The sequence below is a fragment of the Burkholderia contaminans genome, from assembly GCF_029633825.1.
In the GTDB taxonomy this organism is placed as follows: domain Bacteria; phylum Pseudomonadota; class Gammaproteobacteria; order Burkholderiales; family Burkholderiaceae; genus Burkholderia; species Burkholderia contaminans.
The window spans coordinates 2,071,352-2,089,939 of record NZ_CP090640.1; the positions used below are offsets into that span (position 1 = coordinate 2,071,352).

General features: G+C 67.2%; 15 protein-coding genes. 8 read left to right on the forward strand and 7 right to left on the reverse strand.

The annotated features are described in order from the left end of the window. The first annotated feature begins 244 nt into the window (after positions 1-244). Positions 245-1,462 carry a Bcr/CflA family multidrug efflux MFS transporter gene (locus LXE91_RS09630; protein WP_039371060.1) on the forward strand — a complete coding sequence of 406 codons (1,218 nt, stop codon included), beginning with the start codon at positions 245-247 and terminating at the stop codon, positions 1,460-1,462. A 102-nt stretch (positions 1,463-1,564) separates the two neighbouring features. Here LXE91_RS09630 and LXE91_RS09635 read toward each other — a convergent pair whose 3' ends face one another. The 3 genes from LXE91_RS09635 to zwf form a co-directional block, all read right to left on the reverse strand. Then, positions 1,565-3,493 carry a bifunctional transcriptional regulator/glucokinase gene (locus LXE91_RS09635; protein WP_039371062.1) on the reverse strand — a complete coding sequence of 643 codons (1,929 nt, stop codon included), beginning with the start codon at positions 3,491-3,493 and terminating at the stop codon, positions 1,565-1,567. Then, a complete protein-coding gene (gene pgl, locus LXE91_RS09640) occupies positions 3,471-4,151 on the reverse strand; it encodes a 6-phosphogluconolactonase (protein ID WP_039371066.1) in 681 nt (226 codons plus the stop codon). Before pgl ends, LXE91_RS09635 begins: the two co-directional genes overlap by 23 nt. 88 nt (positions 4,152-4,239) lie before the next feature. Continuing rightward, a complete protein-coding gene (zwf, locus tag LXE91_RS09645) occupies positions 4,240-5,709 on the reverse strand; it encodes a glucose-6-phosphate dehydrogenase (RefSeq protein ID WP_046196648.1) in 1,470 nt (489 codons plus the stop codon). A gap of 431 nt (positions 5,710-6,140) precedes the next feature. Between zwf and LXE91_RS09650 the strand changes: the two genes are divergently transcribed. From LXE91_RS09650 to LXE91_RS09665, 4 genes are all read left to right on the forward strand, one after another. Continuing rightward, a complete protein-coding gene (locus LXE91_RS09650; protein WP_039343464.1) occupies positions 6,141-7,388 on the forward strand; it encodes an ABC transporter substrate-binding protein in 1,248 nt (415 codons plus the stop codon). A gap of 139 nt (positions 7,389-7,527) precedes the next feature. Next, positions 7,528-8,466 carry a carbohydrate ABC transporter permease gene (locus LXE91_RS09655; protein WP_039343490.1) on the forward strand — a complete coding sequence of 313 codons (939 nt, stop codon included), beginning with the start codon at positions 7,528-7,530 and terminating at the stop codon, positions 8,464-8,466. Next, positions 8,456-9,313: a carbohydrate ABC transporter permease gene (locus tag LXE91_RS09660; protein WP_011544828.1), complete on the forward strand. Its 858-nt coding sequence runs from the start codon at positions 8,456-8,458 to the stop codon at positions 9,311-9,313. The genes LXE91_RS09655 and LXE91_RS09660 overlap by 11 nt, the downstream gene beginning before the upstream one ends. Before the next feature lie 112 nt (positions 9,314-9,425). After that, entirely contained in the window at positions 9,426-10,544 is a 1,119-nt protein-coding gene (locus LXE91_RS09665) for an ABC transporter ATP-binding protein (protein ID WP_039343461.1), read from the forward strand. An 81-nt stretch (positions 10,545-10,625) separates the two neighbouring features. On the opposite strand, the gene LXE91_RS09670 is transcribed toward LXE91_RS09665, so the two are convergent. From LXE91_RS09670 to trxB, 3 genes are all read right to left on the reverse strand, one after another. Beyond that, positions 10,626-11,249 carry a trimeric intracellular cation channel family protein gene (locus tag LXE91_RS09670; RefSeq protein ID WP_039343458.1) on the reverse strand — a complete coding sequence of 208 codons (624 nt, stop codon included), beginning with the start codon at positions 11,247-11,249 and terminating at the stop codon, positions 10,626-10,628. After that, entirely contained in the window at positions 11,236-12,015 is a 780-nt protein-coding gene (locus LXE91_RS09675) for a Smr/MutS family protein (RefSeq protein ID WP_039343456.1), read from the reverse strand. The genes LXE91_RS09670 and LXE91_RS09675 overlap by 14 nt, the downstream gene beginning before the upstream one ends. A 136-nt stretch (positions 12,016-12,151) precedes the next feature. After that, positions 12,152-13,114, reverse strand: a complete 963-nt coding sequence (gene trxB / locus LXE91_RS09680) for a thioredoxin-disulfide reductase (RefSeq protein ID WP_039343453.1) — start codon at positions 13,112-13,114, stop codon at positions 12,152-12,154. Between the two features lie 439 nt (positions 13,115-13,553). On the opposite strand from trxB, the gene LXE91_RS09685 reads away from it, so the two are divergent. The 3 genes from LXE91_RS09685 (at position 13,554) to LXE91_RS09695 (ending at position 18,088) form a co-directional block, all read left to right on the forward strand. Beyond that, positions 13,554-15,863 carry a DNA translocase FtsK gene (locus tag LXE91_RS09685; protein ID WP_039343450.1) on the forward strand — a complete coding sequence of 770 codons (2,310 nt, stop codon included), beginning with the start codon at positions 13,554-13,556 and terminating at the stop codon, positions 15,861-15,863. Between the two features lie 46 nt (positions 15,864-15,909). After that, positions 15,910-16,599 carry an outer membrane lipoprotein chaperone LolA gene (gene lolA / locus LXE91_RS09690; RefSeq protein WP_039343487.1) on the forward strand — a complete coding sequence of 230 codons (690 nt, stop codon included), beginning with the start codon at positions 15,910-15,912 and terminating at the stop codon, positions 16,597-16,599. A gap of 178 nt (positions 16,600-16,777) precedes the next feature. After that, positions 16,778-18,088: a replication-associated recombination protein A gene (locus LXE91_RS09695; RefSeq protein ID WP_039343447.1), complete on the forward strand. Its 1,311-nt coding sequence runs from the start codon at positions 16,778-16,780 to the stop codon at positions 18,086-18,088. 43 nt (positions 18,089-18,131) lie between these two features. Here the strand turns inward: LXE91_RS09695 and LXE91_RS09700 are convergent, their stop codons facing one another. Further along, positions 18,132-18,398 carry a DUF2164 domain-containing protein gene (locus tag LXE91_RS09700; protein WP_039343444.1) on the reverse strand — a complete coding sequence of 89 codons (267 nt, stop codon included), beginning with the start codon at positions 18,396-18,398 and terminating at the stop codon, positions 18,132-18,134. Positions 18,399-18,588: the final 190 nt, after the last annotated feature.

Sequence of the window (18,588 nt, forward strand, 5' to 3'; positions counted from 1 at the left end):
CGGTCGTGCGCTGTATTGGTCAGACAAGAAGGGAGGAGGCGCTGCAAGCTTAATCGAATCCATGCTCTCGATCCCGCATGGCGGGTGCCGCACAGTGACTTTCGGGCCTGCTGCGCACTCACGCCGCCAGCAAGCAAAAAAGTTGCGCGTACAATCATGGGCCTGGGCGCGCCGTTCGCGGCGCGGCCGGCCGTCTTCACCGCCACGCGCGCCCCGATGCGCGCGGGCTCCATTCCGGATACCCATGTCTCACGTCATCCGACGCCGGCCCGATGCCCGGCTGATCCTGTTGCTCGGCGCGCTCGCCGCCTGCGGGCCGATCGCTACCGACATGTACCTGCCGAGCCTGCCGTCGATCGCCCACGGCTTCTCCGTCAGCCCCGGCGCCGCGCAGCGCACGCTCACGAGCTTCATGGCCGGCTTCTCGGTCGGGATGCTGCTGTACGGCCCGCTGTCCGACACGTGGGGCCGACGCCCCGTGCTGCTCGGCGGCATCGCGCTGTTCACGCTCGCGAGCATCGGCTGCTTCGTGTCGACGTCGATCGACATGCTGATCCTCGTGCGCTTCCTGCAGGCGCTTGGCGCCGGCGCGGCATCGGTGCTGTCGCGTGCGATCGCGCGCGACGCGCATGAGCCGACCGACGCGGCGAAGGTGCTGTCGATGGTGGCGATCGTCACCGCGGTCGGGCCGCTGCTCGCGCCGCTGATCGGCGGTCAGATCCTGCGCTTCTCCGGTTGGCGCGGCGTATTCGTCGTGCTGGCCGTGTTCGGTGCGATATGCGCGACGACCGCGTACTTGCGCGTGCCCGAGACCTGGCCGAAGGAGCGGCGCAAGAGCGCGGCCGTGCTCGCGTCGTTCGCTTCATACGGGCGCATCCTGTCCGATCCCGTCGCCTGGGGGCACATGCTGTGCGGCGGGATGGCGTTCGCGTCGATGTTCTCGTACATCACCGCGACGCCGTTCGTGTACATCGAGTATTTCCACGTGTCGCCGCAACACTACGGGCTGCTGTTCGGCCTGAACGTCGTCGGCATCATGATCGGCAACTTCGCGAACACGCGGCTCGTCGGTCGCCTCGGTTCGCTGCGCATCATCGCGGCCGCGTCGCTCGTGAGCTGCATCGCGTCGCTCGCGGTCGCGCTCGTCGCGCTGACCGGGTGGGGCGGGCTGTGGTCGATCGTCGTGTGCCTGTTCTTCGTCGTCGGCGTGGTCGGGATCCTGTCGGCGAACTGCACGACCGACCTCATGCATCGCTATCCGCACAACGCGGGCGCGTCGGCGGCCGTGTTCGGCGCGATGCAGTTGGCGCTCGGCGCGCTCGCGAGCGTCGCGATCGGCGCACTCGCGGACGGCACGCCGTTCGCGATGGGCGTGACGATCGGTGTTTCGGGCGTGCTGTGTCTCGCCGGACGCTACCTCGTGCTGCGCTGGCATGGTCGGCCCGTGAAAGCGGGCGCTTGAGCCGCGTGGCCAGCCGGGCCGCACAATGAAAAACGCCACCGTGCGCGCTGCGCCGGTGGCGTTCTCGTTTGGAACGCGGCAAGCGGCTGCTGCCGCGCCGCGTCAATCCCGCGTGACGTCCTTCGCCGCCGGTGACGCGCCGTGGCTCAGCCAGTCGAGCACGTCGGCCGTTTCGTCGTCGCTCGCCCGCGCGCGCGCCTGCGCGACAGCCTCCGGCAACTCGCCGTTGGTCGACGCGCGACGGATCGCGACGCCGACCGCGAGGATGTCGATCATCAGCAGATGCAGGATCCGCGAGATCATCGACAACTGCGATTCACGCATCTCGATGTGATCGGTCTCGAGCGCGACGGTCGCGCGCTTCGCGAGCGGCGTGTTGCTCGACGTGATCGCGATCACCTTCGCGCCGGCCTGCATCGCGACGTCGAGCACGCGCAGCAGTTCGGGCGCGCGTCCCGACTTCGACACCGCGACGATCACGTCGCCCTTGCCGAGCAGCGCGGCCGATGCGGCCTGCATGTACAGGTCGCCGTACGCGATCGTCGGGATCCCGAAGCGGAAGAACTTGTAGTGCGCGTCCTGCGCGACGATGTTCGAGTTGCCGAGCCCGTAGAACTCGATGCGCCGCGCGCCGTTCAGGATCTCGATCGCGTTCTCGACGTGCTCGAAATTCAGGTGCTCGCGCAGCTGCAGGATCGCGGACACCGTGTTGTCGAGCACCTTCGCGCCGAAATCGGTGGCCGTGTCGCCGAGATGCACCTGGCTGTGGCTCATCGGGATCGTGCCGGTGAGGCCGGTCGCCAGCTTCAGCTTGAAATCCGACAGCCCCTGGCAGCCGAGCGAGCGGCAGAAGCGGATCACCGTCGGCTGGCTCACGTCGGCCTTGCGCGCGATGTCGACGATCGGATCGTTGATGATCGAGCGCGGATGGTTCAGCGCGAGATCGGCGACGCGGCGCTCGGCCGGCGTCAGCGCGTCACGCATCTGGCGGATCCGCTCGAACACGGCCGACGACGCACCGCCCGAGCGGTTCGACAACTGCTCCGCGAGAATCGCCGATACGCCGAGGAACGCCGGGTATTCGGCGGTGATCAGGTAGGTCGGGATGTTCTCGAGGTAGTGCGTGAAGCGGCCCTTCGCCTCGAAGCGCGCGCGGAACGACGAGCGCGTGAACAGCTCGCCCAGCTTCAGCGCGACGCCGCCGCCGATGTACACGCCGCCGAGCGCGCCGAGCGTCAGCGCGACGCTGCCCGCGAACGCGCCGAGAATCCCGCAGAAGCACTCGACCGTCTCGAGCGCGAGTGCGTCGCCCGCATGCGCGCGCTCGACGATCTCGACCGTGTCGACGGACGCGGCCACGCGCTTCTTGTCGCGCGCGGCGAGCGCACGATAGATGATCTCCATGCCGGGGCCGGCGCACACGCGCTCGAACGACACGTGCGGAAACTTCTTGCGCGCGTATTGCAGCACGAGATCCTCGCGCTCGTCCTGCGGCGCGAACGATGCGTGACCGCCTTCGCTGCCGAGCGCGATCCAGCGGTCGTCGGCCGGAATCAGGCCCGACACGCCGAGCCCGGTGCCGGGCCCGAGCAGGCCGATCACGCTGTTCTGGCGGCGCGTGCCGCCGCCGACCTGCACGCGCTGCGCGTCGGTCAGGCCGGGCAGCGCCATCGCGAGCGCGGTGAAATCGTTGACGACGAGCAGCGTGTCGAAGCCGAGCGCGCGTCGCGTCGCCTCGATCGAGAAGCTCCAGTCGTGGTTGGTCATCGTGACCTGGTCGCCGTCGACCGGGTTCGCGATCGCGATCGCCGCGTGGTTCACGCGGCTGATCTTCACGTCCTTCAGATACTTGCGGATCGCGTCGGTGATCGTCGGATAGTCGGCGCCGGGATAGACGCGGATCTGCGTGATCTCGCCCGGGCCGGTTTCCAGCGCGAAGCGCGCGTTGGTGCCGCCGACGTCCGCGAGCAGCCGCGGGCCGTCGGCATGCTGGCCTGCGACGGCCGCCTTACTTTGCGCACCAGTAGACATCGAGCTGGGTCCCCTTGTCGTTGGCCAGTTGGGAAATCGCGTTCTTCTGCAGCGATGCGGCTGCGGCGTCGAGCACCGCGCGTTTGCGTTCGCCCGCGATCAGCAGGAACAGCCGGTCGACGCGCTTGAGCGCATCGAGCGAGAAGCTCACGCGTGCATGCGGCGCAGCGCCGGGATGGACGGCGACGAAACGCTCGGGCGTCGTGATCGCGTGATCCCATTCGGGCGCATCGGCGAAGATCGACGCGGTATGGCCGTCCTCGCCCATGCCGAGCACCGCGACGGTCGGCACGCGGTAGTCGGCGTTTGCGTTCAGCGCGGCGACGTGTGCGTCGAGCGCGGCGCGCGTGTCGACGAGCGGCAGGAAGCGGGCAGGGGCGGCTGCGTGCTGCAGCAGCGTGTCGCGCACGAGGTGCGCGTTGCTGGCGGCGTCGTCCTCCGGCACCCAGCGGTCGTCGACCAGCGTCACGTCGACGCCGGCCCAGTCGAGCGCCGCGTGCGACAGCGTTTGCAGGAACGGGCGCGGGCTCGTGCCGCCGGACACCGCGAGCGTCGGGCGCGCGGGGCCGGCGAGCGCGGCGCGCAGCGCATCGCCGACGGCGCGCGCGAGCGCTTCGCTTTGCGCTTCCTGGGTGTCGAAAGCGTGAATCTCGATCACATCTCCTCCGGACTGCTTTGTCTGTTCAAATCGTACGAATCGTGGAGCACGTTGCCGCGCACGCTGGCGTGCGCGGCAACGGTTTGCATCAGTTCTCTTCTTCGAGCCAGCAGGTGTCGTGCTGCGCGAGCATCGCGCTCGCCGCGGCCGGCCCCCACGTGCCTGCCGCGTAGGGCTTCGGCGGCTTCAGCGTGCGCGCCCATTCGTTCAGGATAGGCTCGACCCAGCGCCATGCGGCTTCCTGTTCGTCGCGGCGCACGAAGAGGGCGAGACGGCCGTTGATCACGTCGAGCAGCAGGCGCTGGTACGCCTCCATCTGCCCTTCCTTGAAGAACTGGTCGAACGCGAGGTCGAGGTGCACGCTCGCGAGGTTCATCCCTTCGCCGGGCTGCTTCGCGAGGCAGTACAGGCGGATCGTCTCGTTCGGCTGCAGCCGGATCACGAGGCGGTTCGAACCGGGGCGCAGCGCGGTCGGCCCGAGCGCCGAATGCGGCACCGGGCGGAAATTGACGACGATCTCCGCGACGCGATCGGCCAGCCGCTTGCCGGTGCGCAGGAAGAACGGCACGCCGGCCCAGCGCCAGTTCTCGATCTCGACCTTCAGCGCGACGAAGGTTTCGGTCTGGCTGTCGGGCTTCACGCCCGGCTCGGTCGCGTAGGCCGGCACCTGCGCGCCCTTGATCACGCCCGCATGATACTGGCCGCGCACGGCCACCTTGCCGATGTCGCGCGGATCGACGGGCTTCAGCGCGCGCAGCACGCGCAGCTTTTCGTCGCGCACCGAATCCGAATCCATCGAATGCGGCGGCTCCATCGCGACGATCGACAGCAACTGCAGCAGGTGGTTCTGCACCATGTCGCGCAGCGCGCCGGTATTGTCGTAGAAATCGCCGCGCGCCTCGACGCCGAGCTCCTCGGCGATCGTGATCTGGATGCTCTCGACCCATTCGCGGCGCCACAGCGGCTCGAACAGCGCATTGCCGAAGCGCAGCGCGAGCAGGTTCTGCACGGGTTCTTTGCCGAGGTAGTGGTCGATCCGGTAGATCTGGCCTTCCGCGAAGATCTCGCCGACCGCGTCGTTGATCGCGTTCGACGACTTCAGGTCGTAGCCGAGCGGCTTCTCGAGCACGATGCGCGAGCCTTCGCTCAGGCCGACCGCCGCGAGCGCCTTGCAGATCGGCACGAACAGCGACGGGCCCGTTGCCAGATAGAACACGCGGATGCCGGGCAGCGATGCCACCGCGTCGCGCAGCACGACGTAGTCTTCCGCGCGGCCGAGATCGAGGTGCACGTACTCGATGCGATCGAGGAAGGACTTCCACGCGGCTTCGTCGAACGCCTTGCCGGCGGCCTTGGCCGCGTGCGGCTTCACGTGCGTGTCGACCCATTCGAGATAGGACGCCCGATCCGATTCATGACGCGCCACGGCGACGATCCGGCCGCTCTCCGCCAGCATGTTCGCACGGTGCGCTTCGAACAGCGCAGGCAGGATCTTGCGCATCGACAGATCGCCGGTGCCGCCGAAAAGTACGAAGGTAAAGCTGGAATCGGTATGCATGTGTCTCCGCCGTGTTGGGGGTGCCCGGAAGCGATCCGTAGTGCGATAAAAATATTTTTGACACTGAATTGTAGTTTAACTACAATCCGCCGCAAGGGGTAGCACCTGGGTGAAGAAAAAAAGAAGTGCGGTCGATGAACTGCGCGAGCTTCGCCTTCGGGAACGCCTTGTGCCGAATGTTATCGGACATTGACGGCGCGCATCGTCAGCGCGGCGTCGGCCCCGGGCTCGCGCCGCATCATCGCGGCGGGCCAGAAACACAAAGAGGAGACACGCCGTTGAATCTCGATTCACGCTTTCTGTAAGAGCCCGGCCGGTCATCGGCCCCGTACGCTGCATGCGTCCCGCGGCTCGATTTCCCCGTCGTTATCAAGAAGCCGGTTCCCCGTCCGGGAACCTCACGAGTTGATTCAGTCTGGAGGAGATAAGTAATGAAAGTTCGCTCGATCATGGGCGCGCTCTGCGCCGCAGGTCTGATGGCTGGCGCCGTGGCGGCGCAGGCAGCCGAGAATGTGACGGTGCTGCACTGGTGGACCTCGGGTGGCGAGTCGAAGGCCGTCGGCGTGCTGAAGGACGACGTGCAGAAGCAGGGCTACGTGTGGAAGGACTTCGCGGTCGCGGGCGGCGCCGGCGCCGCGGCCATGACCGCGCTGAAGACCAAGGTGATCAGCGGCGACGCACCGTCGGCCGCGCAGATCAAGGGCCCGCTGATCCAGGACTGGGCCGACCAGGGCGTGCTCGTCAACATCGATTCCGCTGCCGGCGACTGGAAGCAGAACCTGCCGCCGGAAATCGACAAGATCATCAAGTACAAGGGCCACACCGTCGCGGCGCCGTTCTCGGTGCACCGCGTGAACTGGCTGTACATCAACAAGGCCGCGCTCGACAAGGTCGGTGCGAAGGTGCCGACCACCTGGCCTGAATTCTTCGCGGTGGCCGACAAGCTGAAGGCCGCGGGCATCCAGCCGGTCGCGATGGGCGGCCAGCCGTGGCAGGACCTGACGCTGTGGGAAGACGTCGTGCTGTCGCAGGGCCCGGCGTTCTACAAGAAGGCGCTGGTCGACCTCGACCAGGCGACGCTGACCTCGCCGCAGATGCTGTCCGTGTTCGACACGGTGCGCAAGATCCAGGGCTACTTCGATACCGGCCGTAACGGCCGCGACTGGAACCTCGCGACCGCGATGGTGATCAACGGCAAGGCCGGCATGCAGTTCATGGGCGACTGGGCGAAGGGCGAGTTCGAGAACGCCGGCAAGAAGGCGGGCAAGGACTACATCTGCGCGGCGGTGCCGGGCACGGCGAATGCGTACACGTTCAACGTCGATTCGTTCGTGTTCTTCCAGCAGAAGGGCGAGAAGGCGGCAACGCCGGGCCAGCTCGCGCTCGCGAAGACGATCATGACGCCGGACTTCCAGGAACAGTTCAGCCTGCTGAAGGGTTCGGTGCCGGTACGCCTCGGCGTGAAGATGGACAAGTTCGACGACTGCGCGAAGAAGTCGTACGCCGACGAGCAGACCGCGATCAAGTCGGGCGGCTTCGTTCCGTCGCTCGCGCACGGGATGGCGCAGAGCGACGCGACCGCCGGCGCGATCACGGACGTCGTGACGAAGTTCATGAACTCGCAGCAGGATTCGAAGAGCGCGGTCGCCGCGCTCGCGAAGGCCGCGAAGGTCAAGTAACGCGCGACAGGCGCCCGGCCGGAAACGCTTCATCGGCCGGGCGTTTTTGCATGTGCAGCAAACGGGCTCGCCCGCGAAGCCCGTGCCGTACCCGGCGCCGGCCCGGCCTGCGTCGCCCTCGTTCCAGGAGTCGAATCAAGTGGCTGCCCCTCTTAGCGGAAACGGATCCGGCGCTGCCGCCGCGCGGCGTACGTCGCCGATGTCGGCCTTCGCCGATCGCTGGATCCCGAAGCTCGTGCTTGCGCCGAGCGTCGCGATCGCCGTGGTGTTCATCTACGGCTTCATCCTGATTACCGGCTATCTGTCGCTGACCAATTCGCGGCTGTTGCCGAACTACGAATTCGACGGCTTCGGCCGTTACTCGGACCTGTTCCAGAACGACGTATGGTGGACGTCCGCCGCGAATCTCGGCTGGTTCGGGATCCCGTTCATCGTGATCTGCGTCGCGCTCGGGCTGTTCCTCGCGATCCTGCTCGACCAGCGGATCCGCAATGAAGGCGCGCTGCGCGCCGTCTTCCTCTATCCGATGGCGCTGTCGTTCATCGTCACCGGCACCGCCTGGCAGTGGATCCTGAACCCGGGCCTCGGCCTCGAGAAGGTGATGCACGACTGGGGCTGGACGAGCTTCTCGTTCGGCTGGCTCGACGATCCGGACAAGGCGATCTTCTGCGTGGTGATCGCGGCCGTGTGGCAGTCGACCGGCTTCGTGATGGCGCTGTTTCTCGCGGGGCTGCGCGGTGTCGACGCGGAGATCTTCAAGGCCGCGCAGGTGGACGGCGCGACGCTGCCGACCATCTACCGCAAGATCGTGATTCCGAGCATGCGCCCGGTGTTCTTCTCGGTGCTGCTGATCCTCTGCCACATCACGATCAAGACCTTCGACCTCGTCGTCGCGCTGACGGCGGGCGGCCCGGGCACGTCGTCGTCGCTGCCGGCCATGTTCATGTACACGTTTTCGTTCAACCGCGGCCAGCTCGGGCTCGGCGCGGCGTCCTCGGTGATGATGCTCGCGACCGTGGTCGCGGTGCTGGTGCCGCTGATGTATATGGAATCGAGGAGCACCCGCAATGCAGCCTAAGATGACGATCAGCCGGGCAGTGATCTATGCGGCACTGATCCTGTTCGCGCTGTATTTCCTGTTTCCGATCTACGTGATGCTGTCGACGTCGTTCAAGGATCTCGACCAGCTGCGCACCGGCAACCTGCTGACGCCGCCCACCACGTGGACCGTCGACCCGTGGGTGAAGGCATGGAGCGGCGCGTGCACCGGCGTGCGCTGCGACGGCATGAAGCCGTTCTTCCTGAACTCGCTGCAGATGGTGATCCCGGCCGTGCTGATCTCGTCGCTGATCGGCGCGTTCAACGGCTATGTGCTTACGCACTGGCGCTTTCGCGGCGCGGATGCGCTGTTCACGATGATGCTGGTCGGCTGCTTCATCCCGTTCCAGGTGATCCTGCTGCCGATGGCGCGCCTGCAGGGGATGCTCGGCCTCGCCAACACGATTCCGGGCCTCGTGTTCGTGCACGTCGTGTACGGCATCGCGTTCACGACGATGTTCTTCCGCAACTTCTACGTGAGCGTGCCGGCCGAGCTCGTGAAGGCCGCGCGCATCGACGGCGCGGGCTTCTTCACGATCTTCACGAAGATCCTGCTGCCGGTGTCGCTGCCGATCTTCATGGTGTGCCTGATCTGGCAATTCACGCAGATCTGGAACGACTTCCTGTTCGGGATCGTGTTCTCCGGCGTCGATTCGATGCCGATCACGGTTGCGCTGAACAACCTCGTTAACACGTCGACGGGCGTGAAGGAATACAACGTCGACATGGCGGGCGCGATCATCGCCGCGCTGCCGACGCTGCTCGTCTACATCGTCGCCGGCCGCTATTTCGTGCGCGGGCTGACGGCGGGCGCGGTGAAGGGGTAAGCGCGGTTTCATCCGATACGACGAACCGGCCGCGCCTCGCGCGCGGCGCATCGAAACGAACCCGACGCGGCGCCAGAGTGCGCCGCGCGAGACGAGACAGAGGATTCACAGCATGGCAAGCCTTTCCATCCGTGACGTGTACAAGACCTACCCGAACGGGGTGCCGGTCCTGAAGGGTGTCGACATCGAGATCGAGGACGGACAGTTCCTGATCCTGGTCGGCGGGTCGGGCTGCGGGAAGTCGACGCTGCTCAACATGATCGCCGGGCTCGAAACCGTGACGAGCGGCGAGATCTGCATCGACGGCAAGGTCGTCAACGACCTGTCGCCGAAGGATCGCGACATCGCGATGGTGTTCCAGTCGTATGCGCTGTACCCGTCGATGACGGTGCGCGAGAACATCTCGTTCGGCCTGAACATCCGCAAGGTGCCGAAGAGCGAGCAGCAGCAGATCGTCGACCGCGTGTCGCAGATGCTGCAGATCCAGCACCTGCTCGACCGCAAGCCGGGCCAGCTGTCGGGCGGCCAGCGCCAGCGCGTCGCGATGGGCCGTGCGCTCGCACGCGATCCGTCGCTGTTCCTGTTCGACGAACCGCTGTCGAACCTCGACGCGAAGCTGCGCATCGAGATGCGTGCCGAAATCAAGCTGCTGCACCAGCGCCTCGGCACGACGATCGTCTACGTGACGCACGACCAGATCGAAGCGATGACGCTCGGCGACCGGATCGCGGTGATGAAGGACGGCGTGGTCCAGCAGTTCGGCGCGCCGCAGGAGATCTACGATTCGCCGTCGAACCTGTTCGTCGCGGGTTTCATCGGCGCGCCGCCGATGAACTTCATCAACGGCAAGCTGATCGAGCAGGGCAGCGGGATCGCGCTCGAAGTCGATACGGGCGTCAAGCGCGGCGCGCTGAACCTGCCGTTCGACGCGGCGAAGCTGAAGTCGCACGTCGGCCGCGAGGTGATCCTGGGCCTGCGGCCGGAGCGCATCACCGACGTGCGCCACGCGCACAACGGCGACGCGTCGCATCTGCAACCGTTCGACGTGCGCGTCGACGTGACCGAGCCGACCGGGCCGGACACGCACGTGTTCGCGCAGGTGAACGGCAAGCGCATCGTGAGCCGCGTGCACCCGGCCGCGAACCCGCAGCCCGACCAGACGCTGTCGCTGCTGTTCGACGTGTCGAAGGCGGTGTTGTTCGATCCGGCGTCGGAAGAGCGGATCGCGTGACGCGGCCCATGCGCTGAACGAAGAAGGGGCCGTTTCGAAACGGCCCCTTTCGTTTGCGCAAGCGGGTGCGGCGTCAATGCGTCAATGCGGCAGCCTGACGTCGAACTTGAACGTCGCGAGCCGCGCGACGAGGATGAAGCCGGTCGCGAGCAGCACGCTGTACACCGAGTCGAACTGCAGCCACACGAGCAGCAGGTAGAACCAGCAGCCGACGAACGCGCAGGTCGCATACGGCCGCGAATCCCGCAGGATCAGCGGGATGTCGTTGCACAGCACGTCGCGGACGATCCCGCCGACCACGCCCGTGATCACGCCCATCATCACCGCGATGAAGCGCGGCATCTCGGCGTCGAGCGCGATCGCCGTGCCCGAGATGCTGAAGATCCCGAGCCCGATCGCATCGGCCACGAGCAGCAACCGCTCGGCCGACAGCCGCGACAACATTCGCAGCACGAACGGCGCGAACAGCGCGAGCACGAAGATCGCGATCACGTAGTCGTCGTGCACGACCCAGTAGAACGGCCGGCGCTCGAGCAGGATGTCGCGCAGCGTGCCGCCGCCGAACGCGGTGGCGAGCGCGACGACGAACGTGCCGACCGAGTCGAGGCGGTTCTTGCGCGCCTCGATGAACCCCGAGATCGCAAAGGCCAGCGTGGCGATCGCCTCCAGTACCGCGATCGCGAGCGTCAGCCTAGGATGCGGCACGCGGCCCCCGGTCGGCCGGTGTCGCGAACGGCTGCAGCAGCACCAGCACCGCGCCCGCGCCGCCGTCGTTGCCGCGCGCCTCGCAGAACGCGATCACTTCTTCCTTCTGCACGAGCCATGCGCGCACCTTGCCCTTCAGCACGGGTTCCTTGCCGATCGAGCCGAGCCCCTTGCCGTGGATGACGCGCAGGCAGCGCAGCCCCTTCTTGCCGGCTTCGCGGATGAATTCGGCAAGCGCGTCGCGCGCCTCGTCGCGCCGCATGCCGTGCAGGTCGATCTGCGCCTGCACGATCCATGCGCCGCTCCTCAGCTTGCGCACGACGTCGCGGCTGATGCCGGGGCGGTGGTAGTACAGCGAGTCGTCGCTGTCGAGCAGCGTCTCGGGATCGAATTCGTCGGATAGCGTCGCGTTCAGCACGGCTTCCTCGTCGCGCTGCGTCTGCTTCGGCACCGGGTCGGGCGGCGTGCGGCCGGCCGCCGCGCGCGGCGGCGCGTTCAGCGGCTGGATCGCGCCGATCTCGTTGCGGAACAGGTTCGCGTCGGCTTCTGCCTTGCGCTCGGCCTTGGCCGTTTCGACGCGTGCGCGTTCGCGGCGATCGGCTTCGCCTTGCAGCGACTTGCGCAATGCGCCGAGGCCCGCGAGCCCCTGGCCGCGCAACGCGGCCGCATCGAGCGCGGGCGGCGGCGCTTCGGGCGCCGGGGTCACGGGGCGGGCAGCGATCGTCCGCTTCGCGGGATCGCTCGGATGGGGCTGGTTCTTCGCCATGATTCGGTAACGAGGCAAGCGCGTTCGGGCGCGCGGGCAGAAAAAAAGCCGCTGCGCGGCGGCAGCGGCTTTCCGGTCGAGCCCGCTTCGCGGCAGCGGACGCCATTGTAGCGCCCGGCGCGGCGAGACTCGCGGCTTACTTCTTGTCGTGCAGGCTTTCGAGGTAGCGCTGCGCGTCGAGCGCGGCCATGCAGCCCGTGCCGGCGCTGGTGATCGCCTGGCGGTACACGTTGTCCTGCACGTCGCCCGCGGCGAACACGCCCGGCACGCTCGTCGAGGTTGCGTTGCCGTGCAGGCCGCTCTTCGTCAGGATGTAGCCGTCCTTCATCTCGAGCTGGCCCTGGAACAGGTCGGTGTTCGGCTTGTGGCCGATCGCGACGAATACACCCTGCACGTGCAGGTCTTCCGTTGCGCCGGTCTTCACGTTCTTGATGCGCAGGCCGGTGACGCCCGAATCCTCGCCCGTCACTTCGTCGAGCACGTGATCCCACTTGATCACGACGGCGCCTTCCTTTTCCTTCTCCAGCAGGCGGTCGATCAGGATCGGCTCCGCGCGGAACTTGTCGCGGCGGTGGATCACCGTGACCTTCTTCGCGATGCCGGTCAGGTAGAGCGCTTCCTCGACGGCCGTGTTGCCGCCGCCGATCACCGCGACTTCCTGGCCGCGATAGAAGAAGCCGTCGCAGGTCGCGCAGGCCGACACGCCCTTGCCCATGAACGCTTCTTCGGACGGCAGGCCGAGATACTGCGCGGACGCGCCGGTCGCGATGATCAGCGAGTCGCACGTGTATTCGCCCGAGTCGCCGATCAGGCGGATCGGCTGCTCGTGCAGCTTCGCAGTGTGGATGTGATCGAACACGATCTCGGTGTTGAAGCGCTCGGCGTGCTCGAGGAAGCGCGCCATCAGCTCCGGACCTTGCACGCCTTTCGCGTCTGCCGGCCAGTTTTCGACGTCGGTCGTGGTCATCAGCTGGCCGCCCTGCGCGATGCCGGTGATCAGCACCGGGGACAGGTTGGCGCGTGCCGCGTAGACGGCAGCCGTGTAGCCGGCGGGGCCGGAACCGAGAATCAGGACTTTGGCGTGTTTGGGCGTGGACATGTGCGAATCCGTAAAAGGCGGCCGTGGCGGGCGGGGTAGGGCTCGCCGGACGATCCGGGTTGGCCGGGATGCCGTCATAGATGGGTATCAGACGCGCATTATAAAGGCCCCGTTGCTGCGTTGCCGAACGAGAGTTTCAATCGTGGCGATAGTGTCGGGCAGCGCAATGGACGCGCACGCGGGGTGGGCGACGCGCGCGGCGGCGCGTTGCCGCACGGGGGCGGCGGGGCCCGGCGCCGGCTCGGGGAGCGTGGCAGCGGTGCCCGCCGGCGCCGGACGGACGGGGGGAAAGGGCCGCTGCGGCGCGCGTCCGACGGGCCGCCCGTACCCCGGCCCCGTTATGTAACCGTCATTTACACTTGGCGGCCCGGTGCAGCGTTTACAATAAGCGGGATCGAACGACAGGCGGGCGCACGGCCCGTCCTCTAAATACGGATTCATGGCAAAAGCTCCTTATTCCGCCCAGGCACAGGCGTTGCCGCACCGGATGTCGAAGCTCCTCACGGAGATCCGCTGGATTCTCCAGGTCGCGCTCTGCGCATTTCTGGTGATGGCCCTGCTGAGCTACAGCCGGCGCGATCCGAGCTGGACGCACGCCGCCCAGGTGGACCACATCACGAACTGGGCCGGCCGCGTCGGCGCCTGGACGGCCGACATCATCCTGCTGCTGTTCGGCTTGTCGGCCTACTGGCTGATCGTGCCGCTCGCGCGGCGCATCGCCGTCAACTATCGCCGCATCACGCGCCACGAGGCGGTCGCGGACGAACCCGAGCGGCCGATCGGCTGGCTCACCGAAATCCTCGCGTTCGTGCTCGTCGTGCTCGCGTGCGACGGCATCGAGGCGCTGCGCATGTGGTCGCTGAAGGTGCAGTTGCCGCGTGCGCCGGGCGGTGTCGTCGGCGAGGCCGTCGCGGGCGCGATGTCGCACGCGTTCGGCTTCACGGGCGGCACGCTGCTGCTGCTGATCGCACTGGCGATCGGCCTGTCGCTGTATTTCCGCTTCTCGTGGCTGTCGGTCGCCGAGCGCGTCGGCGGCGCGATCCTGTCCGCCGTCAACGTCGCGAAGCTGCGCCGCGAGGCCGAGCGCGACCGCAAGCTCGGCGAGGCCGCGGCCGTGCGCCGTGAAGGCAAGGTCGAAGAGGAGCGCGTGCGCATCGAGGATCACGAGCCCGTGACGATCGTGCCGCCGGTCGTCACGCCGGCGAAGTCCGAGCGTGTCGAGCGCGAGCGCCAGGTGCCGCTCTTCACCGACCTGCCGGGCGATTCGACGCTGCCCGCGGTATCGCTGCTCGATCCCGCGCCGAAGGCGCAGGAATCGATTTCCGCCGACACGCTCGAATTCACGTCGCGCCTGATCGAGAAGAAGCTGAAGGACTTCGGCGTCGAGGCGAGCGTCGTCGCCGCGTATCCGGGCCCGGTCGTCACGCGCTACGAGATCGAGCCGGCCACCGGCGTGAAGGGCAGCCAGATCGTCAACCTCGCGAAGGATCTCGCGCGCTCGCTGTCGCTCGTGTCGATTCGCGTCGTAGAGACGATTCCCGGCAAGAACTACATGGCGCTCGAGCTGCCGAACCAGCGCCGCCAGACGGTGCACCTGTCCGAGATCATCGGTTCCGAGGTGTACGCGGCCGCGTCGTCGGCGCTCACGCTGAGCCTCGGCAAGGACATCGGCGGCAAGCCGGTGTGCGCGGATCTCGCGAAGATGCCTCACCTGCTCGTCGCCGGCACGACCGGTTCGGGCAAGTCGGTCGGGATCAACGCGATGATCCTGTCGCTGCTGTACAAGGCGACCGCTGACCAGGTGCGCCTGATCCTGATCGATCCGAAGATGCTCGAAATGAGTGTCTACGAAGGCATTCCGCACCTGCTGTGCCCGGTCGTCACCGACATGCGCCAGGCCGGCCATGCGCTGAACTGGACGGTCGCGGAAATGGAGCGCCGCTACAAGCTGATGAGCAAGCTCGGCGTGCGCAACCTGGCCGGCTACAACAACAAGATCGACGAGGCCGCGAAGCGCGAAGAGAAGCTGCCGAATCCGTTCAGCCTGACGCCGGAAGATCCGGAGCCGCTCGGCCGCCTGCCGAACATCGTCGTCGTGATCGACGAGCTGGCCGACCTGATGATGGTCGTCGGCAAGAAAGTGGAGGAACTGATCGCGCGGATCGCGCAGAAGGCGCGCGCGGCCGGCATCCACCTGATCCTCGCGACGCAGCGTCCGTCGGTCGACGTGATCACCGGCCTCATCAAGGCCAACGTGCCGACCCGGATCGCGTTCCAGGTGTCGTCGAAGATCGACTCGCGCACGATTCTCGACCAGATGGGCGCCGAATCGCTGCTCGGGATGGGCGACATGCTGTACCTGGCGCCGGGCACCGGGCTGCCGGTGCGCGTGCACGGCGCGTTCGTCGGAGATGACGAAGTGCACCGCGTCGTCGAGAAGCTCAAGGAGCAGGGCGAGCCGAACTACGTCGAGGGCCTGCTCGAAGGCGGCACGACCGACGGCGACGAGGGCTCGGCCGGCGCGGGAACCGGCGAAGGCGGCGACGAGTCTGATCCGCTGTACGACCAGGCGGTCGAGATCGTCATCAAGAACCGCCGCGCATCGATCTCGCTCGTGCAGCGCCACCTGCGGATCGGCTATAACCGCGCGGCGCGGCTGCTCGAGCAGATGGAGCAGTCGGGGCTCGTGTCGGCGATGTCGTCGAGCGGCAACCGCGAAATTCTTGTGCCGGCGCGCGACGCGGAATGAGTCCGCGGCGCTCGCCGCGCCGGCCACCCAGGGAGAAAACCGCAATATGCAGCAACATTCGTTCGCAATGTCCCTTCGTTCGACGCGCCGCTGGCTCGGCGCGGCGCTCGCCGGCGCATCGCTGATGCTCGTGGCGACGCACGCGTTCGCGGGCGGCACCGAGCAACTGAAGGCGTTCGTGTCGCAAGTGCGTTCGGCGAAGGGCGACTTCACGCAGCAGATCGTCAAGGCCCCGGCGAAGGGTGCGAGCGCCGCGCAGGCCGTGCCGAAGCCCACCGACAATTCGAGCGGCACGTTCGTGTTCGCGCGCCCGGGCAAGTTCATCTGGACGTACCAGAAGCCGTACCAGCAGGTGCTGCAGGCCGACGGCGAAAAGCTCTACGTGTACGACCGCGACCTGAACCAGGTCACCGAGCGCAAGCTGAACGGCGCGCTGGGCGCGAGCCCGGCCGCGATCCTGTTCGGCAGCAACGATCTCGACAAGAACTACACGCTGCGCGATGCCGGCGAGAAAGGCGGCATCGAGTGGCTCGAGATGCTGCCGAAGGCGCAGGACACGCAGTTCCAGCGGATCGGCATCGGCTTCAAGAACGGCACGCTGGCCGCGATGGAACTGCACGACGTGTTCGGCAACGTCACGCTGCTGACGTTTACGAACATCCAGACGAATCCGCCACTGAAGGGCGATACGTTCAAGTTCGTCGTGCCGAAGGGCGCCGACGTGATTACCGGCTGACCGCGCCGCGCGCTGCCGTTTCACCGAAGGGCCTGCCGGCAACGGCAGGCCCTTGTTGTTTGTGGGCGCCGGGCGCCGGGCGCCGGGCACCAGGCGCGGCGGTGCTTTCGCGCGGCTGTCATAATGTCGGGTCCGGCGGCCGGTTCGGCCGCCATTGTTTGATGTGGAGCGAGGGTTCATGTCCGACCTGTTTCAAGTCGAGCCGCGCCGCCCGCTCGCCGAGGCGCTGCGGCCGAAGACGCTCGCCGAGGTGATCGGCCAGACGCATTTGCTGGGCGAAGGCAAGCCGCTGCGGCTCGCGTTCGAATCGGGCAAGCCGCATTCGATGATCCTGTGGGGGCCGCCCGGCGTCGGCAAGACGACGCTCGCGCGGCTCACCGCGCTCGCGTTCGACTGCGAGTTCATTGCGCTGTCCGCGGTGCTCGGCGGCGTGAAGGACATCCGCGAGTCGATGGAGCAGGCGAAGGACACGCTGAACCGCACCGGCCGCCACACGATCCTGTTCGTCGACGAGATCCACCGCTTCAACAAGGGGCAGCAGGACGCGTTGCTGCCGTTCGTCGAGTCGGGGCTCGTGACCTTCATCGGCGCGACGACCGAGAACCCGAGCTTCGAGGTCAACTCGGCCTTGCTGTCGCGTGCGCAGGTGTACGTGCTGAAGTCGCTGGACGACGACGAGATGCGCCAGCTGCTGAAGCGCGCGCAGGAAACCGCGCTCGACGGCCTGTCGTTCGACGACAAGGCGGTCGATACGCTGGTCGGCTACGCGGACGGCGACGCGCGGCGCTTCCTGAACCTGCTCGAGCAGGCGCAGACGGCGGCCACGTCGGCCGGCACCGCGACGATCGATGCCGAATTCGTCGGCAGCGCGATGACGCTGAACGCCCGGCGCTTCGACAAGGGCGGCGACAACTTCTACGACCAGATCTCGGCGCTGCACAAGTCGGTGCGCGGTTCGAGCCCGGACGGTGCGCTGTACTGGTTCTGCCGGATGATCGACGGCGGCGCGGATCCGAAGTATCTCGCGCGGCGTATCGTGCGGATGGCGTGGGAAGACATCGGCCTCGCCGATCCGCGCGCGCTGCAGGTGGCGAACGACGCGGCCGAGACCTACGAGCGGCTCGGCTCGCCGGAAGGCGAGCTCGCGCTCGGGCAGGCGGTGATCTATCTCGCTTGCGCGGCGAAGAGCAACGCGGGCTACAACGCGTTCAACCAGGCGATGGCGTTCGTGAAGCAGGACAAGTCGCGCGAGGTGCCCGTGCATCTGCGCAACGCGCCGACCAAGCTGATGAAGGAGCTCGGCTACGGTCACGCGTACCGTTACGCGCACGACGAGCCGAATGCGTATGCGGCCGGCGAGACGTACCTGCCGGACGGGATGCGCGAGCCGCGCTGGTACAAGCCGGTGCCGCGCGGGCTCGAAGCGAAGATCGCCGACAAGCTCGCGTGGCTGCGCGAACTCGACCGAGAGGCCGGCAAGAAGGACTGACCGGGCAACGTCCGGCGCGGCCCGCGCCGGTGCCGCGAACGCGTCAGCGCTTGCGGGCCGGCTGCTTCTTCCAGTAGCCGAACGGCTCCTGATGGCACTCGATGTCGAGTTCGGTGACGCGGGCGTGCAGGCTCTGCTGCGCATCGGCGATCGCGAGGTTGTAGATGGCGGGCGCGATTTCCTCGACGAAGAAGTGCAGCAGTGCACCCGCCTGGATATTGCCGATCGGCTCATCCATGTTTTCCGTGAAATAGCGTTGCAGCGACGCGATCGCACGGTCGCGTACGTCCCTCTCCAGTTCGATGGCCATCGGGTTCCTTGGGTCGTTGTGACGGGTGGCACGTGCCTCGTTCGATGCGCTGCGGCGGGCACGCCCGGGTGTTTCGCGATCCGCGGCGCGTCGATGCCGCGCGATTTCGCGGGTGCCGACTGGCGGACCGGCAATGCGATACTGCCATGGCCGTCGCGCCACGGTCATCGCCCGTTTGCAGCATTGTCCG